The organism is Bradyrhizobium sp. CCBAU 53421, from assembly GCF_015291625.1.
Classification (GTDB): Bacteria; Pseudomonadota; Alphaproteobacteria; order Rhizobiales; family Xanthobacteraceae; genus Bradyrhizobium.
Genome location: NZ_CP030047.1, coordinates 2,144,646 through 2,158,390, shown reverse-complemented (window position 1 = coordinate 2,158,390; position 13,745 = coordinate 2,144,646). Strand labels below are relative to the sequence as shown.

The 13,745-nt window shown below is 67.1% G+C and carries 14 protein-coding genes; 9 read left to right on the top strand and 5 right to left on the bottom strand.

The features are described from left to right. Window positions 1-3 precede the first annotated feature (3 nt). The 4 genes from XH92_RS10215 to XH92_RS10200 all read left to right on the top strand — a co-directional run bounded on the left by XH92_RS10215 (window position 4) and on the right by XH92_RS10200 (window position 2,380). Window positions 4-369 (top strand): 6-carboxytetrahydropterin synthase, encoded by a 366-nt coding sequence (locus tag XH92_RS10215; protein ID WP_194461202.1) that lies wholly within the window; start codon window positions 4-6, stop codon window positions 367-369. Window positions 370-371: 2 nt separating this feature from the next. Continuing rightward, a complete protein-coding gene (gene hemF, locus XH92_RS10210; RefSeq protein ID WP_194459101.1) occupies window positions 372-1,268 on the top strand; it encodes an oxygen-dependent coproporphyrinogen oxidase in 897 nt (298 codons plus the stop codon). Next, window positions 1,259-1,999: an HAD family hydrolase gene (locus tag XH92_RS10205; RefSeq protein ID WP_194459100.1), complete on the top strand. Its 741-nt coding sequence runs from the start codon at window positions 1,259-1,261 to the stop codon at window positions 1,997-1,999. Before hemF ends, XH92_RS10205 begins: the two co-directional genes overlap by 10 nt. Window positions 2,000-2,110: 111 nt before the next feature. Beyond that, window positions 2,111-2,380: a YodC family protein gene (locus tag XH92_RS10200; protein WP_194459099.1), complete on the top strand. Its 270-nt coding sequence runs from the start codon at window positions 2,111-2,113 to the stop codon at window positions 2,378-2,380. A gap of 55 nt (window positions 2,381-2,435) precedes the next feature. Here the strand turns inward: XH92_RS10200 and XH92_RS10195 are convergent, their stop codons facing one another. The 5 genes from XH92_RS10195 to XH92_RS10175 are packed head-to-tail and all read right to left on the bottom strand — an operon-like array spanning window position 2,436 to window position 6,034. Next, window positions 2,436-3,200 carry a TSUP family transporter gene (locus XH92_RS10195; protein WP_194459098.1) on the bottom strand — a complete coding sequence of 255 codons (765 nt, stop codon included), beginning with the start codon at window positions 3,198-3,200 and terminating at the stop codon, window positions 2,436-2,438. After that, window positions 3,197-4,453, bottom strand: coding sequence for a CCA tRNA nucleotidyltransferase (locus XH92_RS10190; protein ID WP_194459097.1), 1,257 nt, complete (start codon window positions 4,451-4,453; stop codon window positions 3,197-3,199). The genes XH92_RS10195 and XH92_RS10190 overlap by 4 nt, the downstream gene beginning before the upstream one ends. Further along, on the bottom strand, window positions 4,450-4,713 hold the full coding sequence (locus tag XH92_RS10185) for a DUF6111 family protein (protein ID WP_050403977.1): 264 nt from the start codon (window positions 4,711-4,713) through the stop codon (window positions 4,450-4,452). The genes XH92_RS10190 and XH92_RS10185 overlap by 4 nt, the downstream gene beginning before the upstream one ends. Then, the gene (locus XH92_RS10180; RefSeq protein ID WP_371818072.1) at window positions 4,710-5,345 is read right to left on the bottom strand and encodes a CoA pyrophosphatase; all 636 of its coding nucleotides are present in this window, start codon (window positions 5,343-5,345) and stop codon (window positions 4,710-4,712) included. The genes XH92_RS10185 and XH92_RS10180 overlap by 4 nt, the downstream gene beginning before the upstream one ends. A 32-nt stretch (window positions 5,346-5,377) precedes the next feature. Beyond that, on the bottom strand, window positions 5,378-6,034 hold the full coding sequence (locus XH92_RS10175) for a DUF1285 domain-containing protein (protein WP_246788360.1): 657 nt from the start codon (window positions 6,032-6,034) through the stop codon (window positions 5,378-5,380). 229 nt (window positions 6,035-6,263) lie between these two features. Between XH92_RS10175 and XH92_RS10170 the strand changes: the two genes are divergently transcribed. The 5 genes from XH92_RS10170 to XH92_RS10150 all read left to right on the top strand — a co-directional run bounded on the left by XH92_RS10170 (window position 6,264) and on the right by XH92_RS10150 (window position 13,672). Further along, window positions 6,264-7,268, top strand: a complete 1,005-nt coding sequence (locus XH92_RS10170) for a MoxR family ATPase (RefSeq protein ID WP_194459095.1) — start codon at window positions 6,264-6,266, stop codon at window positions 7,266-7,268. Further along, complete coding sequence (locus XH92_RS10165) at window positions 7,268-8,209, top strand: DUF58 domain-containing protein (RefSeq protein WP_194459094.1); 942 nt, start codon at window positions 7,268-7,270, stop codon at window positions 8,207-8,209. Before XH92_RS10170 ends, XH92_RS10165 begins: the two co-directional genes overlap by 1 nt. Beyond that, window positions 8,209-11,019, top strand: a complete 2,811-nt coding sequence (locus XH92_RS10160; RefSeq protein ID WP_194461200.1) for a DUF4159 domain-containing protein — start codon at window positions 8,209-8,211, stop codon at window positions 11,017-11,019. Before XH92_RS10165 ends, XH92_RS10160 begins: the two co-directional genes overlap by 1 nt. Window position 11,020: 1 nt before the next feature. Next, complete coding sequence (locus tag XH92_RS10155; RefSeq protein ID WP_194459093.1) at window positions 11,021-13,084, top strand: hypothetical protein; 2,064 nt, start codon at window positions 11,021-11,023, stop codon at window positions 13,082-13,084. A 165-nt stretch (window positions 13,085-13,249) separates the two neighbouring features. Further along, window positions 13,250-13,672: a DUF2946 family protein gene (locus XH92_RS10150; RefSeq protein WP_194459092.1), complete on the top strand. Its 423-nt coding sequence runs from the start codon at window positions 13,250-13,252 to the stop codon at window positions 13,670-13,672. The last annotated feature ends 73 nt before the right edge of the window (window positions 13,673-13,745 follow it).

Below are 13,745 nucleotides of genomic sequence, written 5' to 3'. Positions count from 1 at the left end.
GAGATGTGGGAATTGACGAAAGCGTTTCGGTTCGAGGCTGCGCATGCGCTGTCCGGAACGACCTTTGGCACCGCCAGCGAGGAGATTCACGGTCACTCCTTCCGCGCTGAAGTCACGGTGCGCGGCACGCCCGACCCGAAAACCGGAATGGTGGTCGATCTCGGCCTGCTCGAACGCGCCATGGCCGAGGTGCAGAAGACCCTCGACCACAAGTTCCTCAACAAGATCGAGGCGATCGGGGTGCCGACACTGGAGAATCTCTCGCGCTTCATCTGGGAGCGGTTGCAACACGCGGGCAAGCTGACCCGCGTCAGCGTCCATCGCGACAGCTGCAGCGAGAGCTGCACCTATTTCGGCCCGCAAGGTTAGCCATGCTGCCAACAGACCCCGCCATCATCGAGGACCGCAAGGCGCGTGCGCGTGGCTGGTTCGAGGCGCTGCGCAACGACATCTGCGCGGCCTTCGAGAGGCTCGAGGACGACGCCCCCTCCGCCCTCTATCCCGGCAATGCCGGCCGCTTCGTGCGCACGCCCTGGGACCGCACCGATCACACCGGCAAGCCCGGCGGCGGCGGCGTGATGTCGATCATGAAGGGCCGGCTGTTCGAGAAGGTCGGCGTGCACTGCTCGACCGTGCATGGCGAATTCGCTCCCGAATTCCGCGCCCAGATTCCCGGTGCCGCCGACGACCCACGCTTTTGGGCCTCGGGCATTTCGCTGATCGCGCATCTGCGCAATCCGAACGTGCCCGCCGTGCACATGAACACCCGCTTCGTCGTCACGACCAAAGCGTGGTTCGGCGGCGGCGCCGACCTGACGCCGGTGCTGAACCGGCGGCGCACCCAGGAAGACCCCGATACGGTCGCCTTCCATGCTGCGATGAAAGAGGCCTGCAGCGGACCGAACGGCGTCGCCGACTACGACAAGTACAAGAAATGGTGCGACGACTATTTCTACCTGCCACACCGCAAGGAAGCCCGCGGCATCGGCGGCATCTTCTATGACTGGCACGACAGCGGCGACTGGGAGGCCGATCTGGCTTTCACCCAGGACGTCGGGCGCAGCTTCCTGAAGATCTATCCTGACCTCGTGCGGCGCAATTTCGAGGCCGACTGGAGCGCGGAGGATCGCGACGAGCAGCTGATCCGCCGCGGGCGCTATGTCGAATTCAACCTGCTCTACGATCGCGGCACCATCTTTGGCCTGAAGACCGGCGGCAATGTGGATTCGATCCTGTCGTCGCTGCCGCCGGAGGTGAAATGGCCGTAACGAAGCTGCCGCGCGCGATGCTGATCGACATGGATGACACCATCCTGTCGGCCTATGGACGCCCCGAGATCGCCTGGAACACGATCACCGCCGAGTTCGCCGCGGAGCTCGCGCCCCTGCCCCCGGATCAGGTCGCGACTGCGCTGCTGGCCTATGCGCGGCAATTCTGGTCGACCGCCGAGCCGATCTGGCGGATCAAGCTCGGCGAGGCGCGGCGGCTCACGGTGAAGGGCGGCTTCGCGGCGCTCGCGGCGGCCGGCCATCGCGCGCTGCCGGACGATCTCGCGGACCGCATCGCCGATCGCTTCACCGCCTATCGCGAGGAGGAGATGTTCGTCTTCCCCGGCGCGCATGAAGCGATCGATGCGTTCAAGGCGCTCGGCATCAAGCTCGCGCTGGTCACCAACGGCGCCGCCGACATGCAGCGCGCCAAGGTCGAGCGCTTCGCGCTCGGCCATCGCTTCGATCACATCCAGATCGAGGGCGAGCACGGTTTCGGCAAGCCCGAGGAGCGCGCCTATCTGCACGCGATGCAGGCACTTGGCGTCACGGCGTCAGACACCTGGATGATCGGCGACAATCTGGAGTGGGAAGTCGTGGCGCCGCAGCGGCTTGGCATCTACGCGATCTGGATGGACGTGCACGGCGTTGGCCTGCCGGAGGGTTCAACGATCAAGCCGGACCGCATCATCCGCTCGCTGAGCGAGTTGGTTCCGGTCGCGCGAAAATAACGCAGCGGCGGTTTTCACGGCAAATCCGCCGCGCCAGGCGCCGGCCGTGATTTGACTGTCATCACTGGTCGCTAGCCTGCCGTCCGCGTCATCCAGCGCGGAGGGAAAATCATGGAACTGAAACCAGGCGATGTCGTCATGCTGAAATCCGGCGGCCATCCGATCACGGTGGTGGAAATCGACGAGGACAAGGTCGAGTGCCTGTGGATGGGCACGGACGGCGACCTGTTTCGCGAAACCCTGCCGCTCGTCGCACTCGAATCGACCGAGATCGATCCGGAGGACGATGAAGAGGAAGACGACGAAGACGAGGACGACGACGAGGAAGAAGAGGACGAGGACGACGACGGCGACCGCAAGAAGAAGCGCAAGGCGGCGTAAGATTTCTCAGGCGATGCTGCCCGGCAAGCCGCCGGCGCATCGCTTCCGCTTCCGGTCAAAATGCGCGCAGCGCGCTCGAGATCATCACCGCACCGCCGGTGATCACGGCGGCATCGAGGATCGCGGTGTGGATATGCACCGGCATCCGTTCGACAAAGGCCTTGGCGAGGAACGCGCCGGGTATGGCGACCAGGCCGATCAGCAGCGCAAAGGCCAGCACCTGCGCGGTGATGACGCCGGTCAGGCCGAACACCGAAATCTTCACCGCGGCGCTCGTCAGCGAGATCACCGCATCGGTCGCGACCACGGCCGCGCCTTCGAGGCCCGCCGCCATCAACAGCGAGAGCAGGATGACGCCAGAGCCCGCGGTGCCGCCGACCACGACGCCATAGCCGACAGCGCCGGCCGCAAGCCCCCGCTCGCCGATCCTGACGCTGTGCTTGCGCAGTAGCCGCCTGAGCGGGACGCTCAGGATCAGCATGCTTCCGATCACCAGCGAGGCGCCGGCGCTGGTCAGCCGCGTGTAGCCGTAAGCGCCGAGCGCCGTGGAGAGCAGCGCCGCCGCGATCACGATGATCGCCTTGCGGCGATCGGCGAATCTGACGAAGGCGACGAAGCGGCTGGAGTTGGTGAAGATCGACGAGATCGCGATGATCGGCACGACCGGCTCGGCGCCGACCATCGGCACCAGCACCAGCGGCATCAAGGCGCCAGTGCCGTAGCCGGCGAGGCCTCCGATCACGGAAGCAAACAGCGCAACGGCTGCGACGAGCAGAATTTGCAGGAGCGAGATGTCTGCGAAGCCGGAAAGGAAATTCAAAGCCGATGGTCGCGGGTGAAACGGGAGACGGTCTGGTCGGCGATGCCAGACAACACCTGCGGATCGAGCGGAAAATCCGCGGCTAGCCAAGCATCCTCGGCCAAGGTCAGTACATGCCCCAATGCCGGTCCCTCGGCAATCCCGCGCGCGATGAAATCCGACGCCCTCAAGGGAAAGTGAGGCGCGCGCCAGCGTTGTGGCAGCGTGGCGAGCGCGCGCCACTGCTCGACATCGCGGCCCGCGCCGGTCCGCGCCCAGGCAAGCAGCAAGCGGTCGCGGTAGGGCTCCTCGTCGAGCCGGTACAGCCGGCGCTTGGCATGCGCCTCGTCCATGCCCGGCAATCGCCACCAGCGATGGCCCATCGAATCGAGCGCCTTGGCCTCGGCGTTGGAGAGCCGCAGCCGGCTCGCGATGCGCCGCGCGTCCTCGGTCACGGCAACCGTCAGCGCGGCGAGCCGGCGCGTTGCGCTCGGCGCGAGCGCCATTAGCTGCTCGATCTCGATCATCGCTGCGAACGGCCCGGTATAGGCGACGCCGCCAAACAGCGGCTGCAGCAATCCGCCATCGCCCATCGCGACCACCGCGCCGGCGGCGCCGTTCGCGACCACGAGCTTGAGCATCTCCATGCGGATGCGCTCGGCCGACAGACCGGCAAGTCCGGCGCGCCCGCTGATGCAGGCGAGATAGCCGGCGCGATCCACCTCGCCCGCGCCATAGGCGGCATGGAAGCGGAAGAAGCGCAGGATGCGCAAGTAATCCTCGGCGATCCGCTGCGCGGGATCGCCGATGAAGCGCACGCGCCGCGCCGCGATGTCGGCGAGGCCGCCGACGTGATCATGCACGACACCGGAAGCGTCGACCGACAGGCCGTTGATGGTGAAGTCGCGCCGCTCGGCGTCGCGAACCCAGTCGCGCCCGAACGCCACCTTGGCCTTGCGGCCGTAGGTCTCGGTGTCCTCGCGCAGCGTCGTCACCTCGAACGGCTGGCCGTCGACCACCAGGGTCACCGTGCCGTGCTCGATGCCGGTCGGCACGCTCTTGATCGCCGCCCGCTTGGCGCGGCGGATCACCTCCTCCGGCAATGCCGTGGTCGCGATGTCGATGTCGGCGAGCGGAATCCGCATCAAGGCGTTGCGCACGGCGCCGCCGATCACCCGCGCTTCCTCGCCGTCCGCATTGAGCAGGCCGAGCACGCGCGCCGCAGGCCCCGAAGCGAGCCACGGCGCGTCGGACAACAGGCGCTCCTCGCTCATTTCTCAGCTCCCGGCACCAGCCTGCCGTTCTCGATATGGGCGGGAACGTAGGTCGAGTTCGGCGGCGCGCCGGTCAATTCGGCGAGCAGCACGAAGCTCACGATCACCATCACCAGCGCCGCCAGCGTCAGCTTCGCGATCATGTCGAGCGGCCATGATGCCGGCAGCGTCACGCCGGACCGCGTCGCGATAAGGAAGATGGCATAGACCGCGAAGGGGATCAGAAAGATTCCGATCTCGGTCAACACCGTGCGGATCATGACAGATAGATCCGCTCATACAGCACCCGCAGGATTCCCGCGGTCGCGCCCCAGATGTAGCGCTCGGCGAACGGCATCGCGTAGTAGGACCGGTCCATGCCGCGGAATTCCTTGGTGTGGATCTGATGATTCTCGGGGTTCATCAGGAAGGCGAGCGGCACCTCGAACGCATCGACGACCTCGGCCTCGTTGATCTCCAAGGTGAATCCCGGCTTCACCTTGGCGACCGTCGGCAGGATGCGGAAGCCGAACGCAGTGCCATAAAGGTCGAGATAGCCGACAGGGTCGATGAATTCCCGCTTCAGCCCGACTTCTTCACAGGCTTCGCGCAGCGCCGCGTCGAGCGGCGAGGCGTCGGTGGCGTCGATCTTGCCGCCGGGAAACGAGATCTGGCCGGCATGGCTCGACAGATTGGGCGAGCGCTGTGTCAACAGCACGGTCGGCTCGGGATGATCGACCACCGGGATCAGCACCGCGGCCGGCCGCACCGGCTGCTCCTGGGCAACGATCTCGAGCATGCGATCGTTGCCGGAATCTCCGGTGCGCGGAATGATATGCGGATCGACCAGGCCCGGCGGCACTTCGAAATTGAGCCGCGTGCCGGCTCGCGCGAAGAATTCCGTCGAGCTGATCGTCGCCGGCTTCACCTTCAGCAACGGCTCGTTCAAAGTGCGCCCCTCACCTGGCTGGCATCGGCCATCGCGAAGAACTCGCCGCCGGACTCGATGCCGAACATCTCCTGACCATCGACCATCCGCTCCTCGCCCATGTCAACCAGATCGTAGTAGAGCGCGCGAGTGACCTTCGCCCACAGGTCGGCGCGGACATGCAGATAGGGCGTCAAGCCGCCATCCTCGGCGGCCTCGAATCTGAGGCCGTGGCCCTTCTCGCAATCGACCCAGTCGTCGACATTGGTGCGGAACCTGAGCAACCGGCCGCGCGCGTCTTCGTCCGTCTGCATTTCCACGGCGAGGAACGGCGCGTCATCGACGCGGATGCCGACCTTCTCCACCGGTGTCACGAGAAAGTGCTTGCCGTCCTCGCGCTTCAGGATCGTGGAGAACAGCCGCACCAGCGCGGGACGGCCGATCGGCGTTCCCATGTAGAACCAGGTGCCGTCGGGCGCGATTCGCATGTCGAGATCACCGCAGAACGGCGGATTCCATAGATGAACCGGCGGCAGGCCCTTGCGTCCGGCTGGACCCGATGTCGCGGCTTGATTGGCGGCAGTGGTCAGTCCTTCGAGGCCCTTGCCTCCGAGGCCCCTCGTTCCAGGGCCCGTAGTTTCACTGCCGGAATCGCTCTGCCCTTGCTTCGCCATTGTTTGCCTTAAAGTTTCCTACCTTCAATCTGGCACGTTTGGTGCACATATCGTGAGATGTGGTCGGGATGACATTCTCGCCACATCGTGATGCCGTTCATACCCTGAAATACCGATAAGGTGGGGATAGTTTAATTCAACGAATACATGGCCTTCGCACAGGTTTAGCATGCGAGCCATGTGGTGACGACGCGGGAATCGCACGCATCGTCAAGAAGGAGCGGATCGAATGGCCGGTGCAGACAGCGTCGAGAAACTGGAGGATGTGATCGTCCGTTCGGCCGAACAGGTCGCGGGCCAGATCAAGGCCGCCAAGGAAGCGGTGTCCACGGTCATTTTCGGCCAGGACCAGGTGATCGAAAACACCCTGGTGACGATCCTGTCCGGCGGCCATGCGCTGCTGATCGGCGTGCCCGGCCTCGCCAAGACCAAGCTGGTCGAGACGCTCGGCGTCACGCTCGGGCTCGACGCCAAGCGCATCCAGTTCACGCCCGACCTAATGCCGTCGGACATTCTCGGCGCCGAAGTGCTCGACGAGAGCTCGGCCGGCAAACGCTCGTTCCGCTTCATCTCGGGTCCGGTGTTCGCGCAGCTCTTGATGGCCGACGAGATCAACCGCGCCAGCCCGCGCACTCAATCTGCGCTGCTGCAAGCCATGCAGGAGCAGCACATCACCATTGCCGGTGCGCGGCACGATCTGCCGAAGCCGTTCCACGTGCTCGCGACGCAGAACCCGCTCGAGCAGGAAGGCACCTATCCGCTGCCCGAGGCGCAGCTCGACCGCTTCCTGATGGAAATCGACGTCGACTATCCCGATCGCGACGCCGAGCGGCGCATCCTGTTCGAGACCACCGGCGCCGAAGAGGCATCGGCCAAGCCGTCGATGGACGCGGAGACGCTGCTCACGGCGCAGCGCCTGGTGCGGCGCCTGCCGGTCGGCGATTCCGTGGTCGAGGCGATCCTGACGCTGGTGCGCGCCGCGCGCCCCGGCACCGAGGGCGGCGAGGCCGGCAAGCTGATCGCCTGGGGACCCGGTCCCCGCGCCAGCCAGGCCCTGATGCTCGCGGTGCGCGCCCGCGCGCTGCTCGACGGCAGGCTCGCGCCGTCGATCGACGATGTGCTCGACCTTGCCGAGCCCGTGCTCAAGCATCGCATGGCGCTGACCTTCTCGGCCCGCGCCGAGGGCCGCACCATTCCTGACGTGATCAAGCAGCTGAAGACGCGGATCGGTTGATGGCAGCAGACAACAGGCACCAGAACGAGGAGATCCTTGCGGTTCGACGTGCCGATGGCGAAAGCCGAACGCTCGCCGCATCGCTGCCGCGTCTGGTGCTTGAGGCTCGCCGTGTCGCCGCCAACGTCATCCACGGCCTGCACGGCCGCCGCCGCGCCGGCTCGGGCGAGAATTTCTGGCAGTACCGCCGCTTCGTCTCCGGCGAGCCGTCGCAGCGCGTCGACTGGCGCCGCTCGGCGCGCGACGACCATCTCTATGTCCGCGAGCAGGAGTGGGAGGCCGCGCACACCGTCTGGATCTGGCCCGACCGCTCGCCCTCGATGGCGTTTGCCTCGCGCGAGGCGCGCGACTCCAAGCTGGAGCGCGGGCTGATCGTCGCCTTCGCGCTTGCCGAGTTGCTCGTTACGGGCGGCGAACGCGTCGGCATTCCTGGCCTGATGAACCCGACCGCAAGCCTCAACGTGATCGACAAGATGGCGGAAGCGATGTTGCACGACGAGAAGACGCGGGCGAGCCTGCCGCCGTCCTTCGTGCCGTCGTCGCTGGCCGAGATCGTCGTGCTGTCGGATTTCTGGTCGCCGATCGCGGAGATCACGGCGATGCTGGGCGGGCTTTCGTCCTCCGGCGCGCACGGCACCATGATCCAGGTCGTCGATCCCGCTGAAGAGACCTTCCCTTATTCGGGCCGCGTCGAATTCGTCGAGCCGGAGGCCGGCAGCGCCATCACCGCGGGCCGCGCCGAGAGCTGGGCAAACGACTATGTCGCCCGCGTCGCGCTGCATCGCGACCAGATCCGTGCCGAGACCAACCGGCTCGACTGGCTGTTCTCGACCCACACCACCAGCCGCTCCGCGGCCGAGCTGCTGCTGTTCCTGCACGCCGGCATGATGGTGAGCAAGGGCGGCGGCCGCTCAACCGTCAAGGCGGGACGCAGCGCATGATCGCAGGCCTTCCGCTCTCCTTCGCCGAACCGCTGCTGCTGCTGGGGCTGGTCAGCCTGCCGGTGCTGTGGTGGCTCTTGCGCGTGATGCCGCCGCGGCCGCGCCGGGTCGAATTCCCGCCGACGCGCCTGCTGTTCGACATCGCGCCCAAGGAGGAGACGCCGTCGCGCACGCCGTGGTGGCTGACGCTGCTGCGGCTCGCCGCCGCCGCGCTGGTCATCTTCGCCGCTGCGGGGCCGATCTGGAATCCGCAGACCGGCGTTGCCGCCGGCAAGCAGCCGCTGATGATCCTGCTCGACGACGGCTGGAGCGCCGCCTCGAGCTGGGACGCGCGGATCAGGGCCGCGGACGAACTGATCACCAATGCCGACAGCGACCGCCGCGGCGTCGCGCTGGTGCCGCTGTCCGAGCCTGCGCGCGACATCACGCTGATGCCGGCCGGCGCCGCGCGCGTCGCGTTGCGCCAGCTTGCGCCGAAGCCCTACTCGATCGATCGCGTTGAAACCCTGGCGACGCTTGGACGTTTCCTCAAATCCACCTGCGACTGCGACATCGCCTGGCTGTCCGACGGCGTCGACACCGGACGCGGCAGCGAGTTCACCGAAGGTCTCGGCAGGGTGATCGAGAGCCGCAATCTGACGATCTATGCCGGCGGCGCGCAATCAGCGCAGGCGCTGGTCGCGGCCGAGAACGCCGCCGCCAAGATGACCGTGAAGGTGCTGCGCACCGAGAGCGGCATCGCGGCCGGAACGGTGCGCGCGGTCGATGCCAAGGGCTCGCCGATCGGCGAGGCCCGCTACACATTCGGCCCGCAGGACCGCGAGACCGAAGCCGCCTTCGATCTTCCGGTCGAACTGCGCAACGACATCTCACGGCTGGAAATTGCCGGCGAGCATTCCGCCGGCGCCGTGCAACTGCTCGACCGGCGCTGGCGCCGCCGCGCCATCGGCGTGGTCTCGGGCGCGAGCAACGACACCGCGCAGCCGCTGCTGGCATCGACCTTCTATCTGTCCCGCGCGCTGTCGCCGTTCGCCGATGTCAGGCTCGGCGACCGCGGCGCGCCGCAACAGGTGATCGGGCAATTCCTCGATCAGCGGCTGCCGATGATCGTGATGGCGGATGTCGGCACGCTGTCGCCGGAGATCCGCGACCGGCTCAACGCCTGGATCGAGCAAGGCGGCGTGCTGGTGCGCTTTGCCGGCCCCCGCCTCGCCCAGGCCGATGACGACCTCGTCCCCGTCAAGCTGCGCCGCGGCGGACGCACGCTCGGCGGCAGCCTGACCTGGGAGAAGCCGCAACACATGGCCTCGTTCGCCGCCGACGGCCCGTTCACGGGCCTCACAGTGCCGAAGGACATCACCGTGAGTCGCCAGGTGCTGGCCGAGCCCGACGCCGTGCTCGCGACCAAGAGCTGGGCCTCGCTCGAGGACGGCACGCCGCTGGTCACCGGCGAGCATCGCGGCAAAGGCGTGGTCAGCCTGTTCCATGTCGGCGCCGACATGCGCTGGTCTGACCTGCCGATGTCCGGCACCTTCGTCGAGATGCTGCGCCGCCTGATCGACATGTCCGGCTACACCTCGAAGCCCGGCCCGGGCGTCGCCAGCGATCCCACCGCCGAGACGGTGGCGCCGCTGCGCACGCTCGACGGCTTCGGCGCGTTCGGCCCGCCGCCCTCGACCGCCAAGCCGATGTCGGCGGACTATCGCGACCGCGGCACCGCGGACCATCCGCCCGGCTTCTACGGCACCGCCGAGAGCCCGATCGCGGTCAACACGCTGGCCTCCGCCGATCGCATCGCGCCGCTCGACACCTCCGGCCTGCGCGCCAAGCATGCGACCTACACCAACACCGAGCCGCGTGACCTGCGCGGCATCATGCTCTCGACGGCGCTGGCGCTGTTCCTGCTCGATGCGATCGTGGTGGCGATGCTCGGCGGCGGCCTCGCCGCGCTGATCCGGCGGCGCGCCGCGCCTGCGGTGCTTGTCTTGGCCTTCATCCTTGCGACGGCGATGGTGCCCTCGCCGAGCCGCGCGCAGAACAGCAGCAGCGACGACTTCGCCATCAAGGCGGTGTCGCAGACGCGGCTCGGCTATGTCGTGACCGGCAATGCCGACGTCGATTCCATCGTCAAGGCCGGGATGTCCGGACTGACGCTGTTCCTCGGCCAGCGCACCGCGCTGGAAGCCGGCGATCCCGTCGGCATCGATCCCGCGCGCGACGAGCTGGCGTTCTTCCCGCTGATCTACTGGCCGATCGTGCCCGGCGCGCCGAAGCCGCCACAGGACGCCATCAACAAGATCGACGCCTACATGAAGCAGGGCGGCACCGTGATCTTCGACACCCGCGACGCCGTCGAGGCGCCGCCGGGCGACAATGGCGCCTCGCAGACGCCCGGCATGCAGACGCTGCGCGAATTGCTGTCGACCCTCGACGTGCCCGAGCTCGAGCCGGTGCCCCGCGAGCACGTGCTGACCAAGACGTTCTACCTGCTGCGCGACTTCCCCGGCCGCTTCAATTCGGGCCAGACCTGGGTCGAGGCGCTGCCGCGCGAGGACGACGAGGAGAGCGCGCAGCGTCCGGCCCGCGGCGGCGACGGTGTCTCGCCGATCATCATCACCTCGAACGACCTTGCCGGCGCCTGGGCAATCCGTCCCGATGGGCAGCCGATGCTGCCGCTGACGCCGGGCGAGCCGCGCCAGCGCGAATTCGCCTTCCGCGCCGGCGTCAACATCGTGATGTACACGCTGACCGGCAACTACAAGGCCGATCAGGTGCACGCGCCTGCCCTGATCGAGCGGCTGGGACAATAATATGAACTACGGTATCGCGTTCACACCGCTGGTTCCCTCGATTGTGCTGTGGATCGCGCTCGGTGCGATCGTGGTCATCGCGGCACTGCTGTTGCTGTCGCGCGCTCGCGGCGCCGCGGTGCGTGTCGCCGCGCTGGCGCTGATCCTGCTCGCGCTGGCCAATCCTTCCTTCACCCGCGAGGACCGCGAGCCGTTGACCTCGGTCGCCGCCGTGGTGGTCGACAAGAGCCCGAGCCAGAATTTCGGCACGCGCAACCAGGAGACCGACAAGGCAAGGCAGGCGCTGGTCGACAGCCTGAAGCAGATCAAGGGCCTCGAGGTCCGCGTCGTCGAGGCCGGCCAGGCCGACGGCGAAACCGACGGCACCAAGCTGTTCGGCGCGCTTACCTCGGCATTGTCGGATGTTCCGGTCGAGCGCGTCGCCGGCGCGTTCATGATCACCGACGGCCGCGTCCACGACATTCCCGCCAACACGCAGGCGCTCGGCTTCCAGGCACCGGTGCACGCTCTGATCACCGGCCGCAAGGATGAGCGCGATCGCCGCATCGCGATCACGGCCGCGCCGCGCTTCGGCATCGTCGGCCAGACCCAGACCATCACCTTCCGGCTCGACGACCAGGGCGTCAGCGGCGAGCGCGCCAAGGTCACGATCCGCCGCGACGGCGAGGTGATCAACGAGCGCACGATGACATCAGGCCAGACCTCGAGTGTCGATATCGACATCAAGCATGCCGGCCCGAACATCGTCGAGATCGAGGCCTCGCCGCTCGAGAACGAGCTGACCCCGGTCAACAACCGCGCCGTGGTCGCGATCGACGGCGTGCGCGACAAGCTGCGCGTGCTGCTGGTTTCCGGCGAGCCGCATGCCGGCGAGCGGACCTGGCGCAATCTGTTGAAGTCCGACCCCAGCGTCGATCTCGTCCACTTCACGATTCTCCGTCCGCCGGAGAAGCAGGACGGCACGCCGATCAACGAGCTGTCGCTGATCGCGTTTCCGACCCGCGAGCTGTTCCAGCAGAAGATCAACGAATTCCAGCTGATCATCTTCGATCGCTACGCCCGCCAGGGCGTGCTGCCGATCGCCTATTTCGACAACATCGCGCGCTATGTCCGCTCCGGCGGCGCAGTGCTGGTCTCGGCCGGCCCCGATTACGCCTCGACCACCAGCATCTGGCGCACGCCGCTGGATTCGGTGCTGCCGGCCGAACCGGTCGGCGTCACCGAGAAGCCATTCTACGCGCATCTCAGCGATGCCGGGAAACGCCATCCGGTGACCCGCGGGCTGGAAGGCTCGAATGCCGAGCCGCCGCATTGGAGCCGGTTCTTCCGCACCGTCGACACCCGCAACGCGATCAACCCGCCGGTCATGACCGGCGCCGACGGCAAGCCGCTGCTGCTGCTGTCGCGCTTCGGCGAAGGCCGCGTCGCGCTGTTGCTCTCCGACCAGATCTGGCTGTGGGCGCGCGGCTATGAAGGCGGCGGCCCGCATCTCGATCTGTTGCGGCGGGTGTCGCACTGGCTGATGAAGCAGCCCGACCTCGACGAAGAGGCGCTGCGCATGCAGGTGCAGGGCAAGGACCTCATGGTGGTGCGGCAGACCATGGCCGACACCGTCGCGCCGGTCACGGTGACATCGCCGAGCGGCGCCGCGCATGAACTGACCTTGACCGCCGGCGATCCCGGCGAGTGGCGCGCGACATTGCCCGCGAACGAGCTCGGCCTGTGGCAGGCCACCGACGGCACGCTGAAGGCGCTGATCAATGTCGGCCCGACCAACCCGAAGGAATTCTCCGAGGTCACTTCGACCACCGACATGCTGAAGCCGCTGGCGCAGGCGACCGGCGGCGACGCGCGGCGCGTCGTTGACGGATCGAGCCTCGACATGCCGCGCATCGTGCCGGTGCGCGCGTCCTCGATCTTCCGCGGCGACAACTGGCTCGGCGTCAAGATGCGCGACGCCAGCGTGGTCAAGGGCGTCGGCGTGCTGCCGATGTTCGCCGGCCTGGTCGGCCTGCTGCTGCTGCTCGGCGCGTTCGCGGCAACCTGGCTACGTGAGGGACGCTGAACCCGCTCAACGTCCGATCGGCCCGTTGCTTCAATCACACACCGGCAACGGATCGACACTGTGTGCCTGAACCACCGTTGACATCGCGGCCCCCCTCCGATGTTATAATGTAACATCGGACGGCTGGGGAATGAATGCCGTCCCGATGGGTGGGGCTCAATCGGCATGAAGTGGTTCCGGAGACACATCAAGACTGGTTCGCGGCTGGCGCTGTTCGCGCTTGCCGTCCAGTTCGTGCTGTCGTTCGGCCATTTCCACCCCGTTGCCGCCGCGCAAGCGGCACCCGCGGTCCAGACCGGCCTGTCGCTGCTCGATCTCGCCTATATCGGGACCTCGGCGACACCGGATCTCGCGGTCCAGGTGACCGCGACCGAGCCGCCCGCCAGGCATGACAATGACCGGCATCCGGCTGACAATTGCGCGATCTGCGCCGTCATCTCGATTGCGAGCAGCGTGCTGTTCACGGCGCCGCCGGTGCTGTTGCTGCCGGAAGCCGTCGAGCTTCTGTTCCGCACTACAAATGCCGAATTCATCCATCTGAAGTCGGCGCCTGCGGCGTTCCACTCCCGCGCACCTCCTCTGTCCTGACATCGACTGATTGCTGCACGCCTTGAGCGGACGGCCGCGTCATAGTTGCGGCCTGCTCCAGCAGGGCAAATCG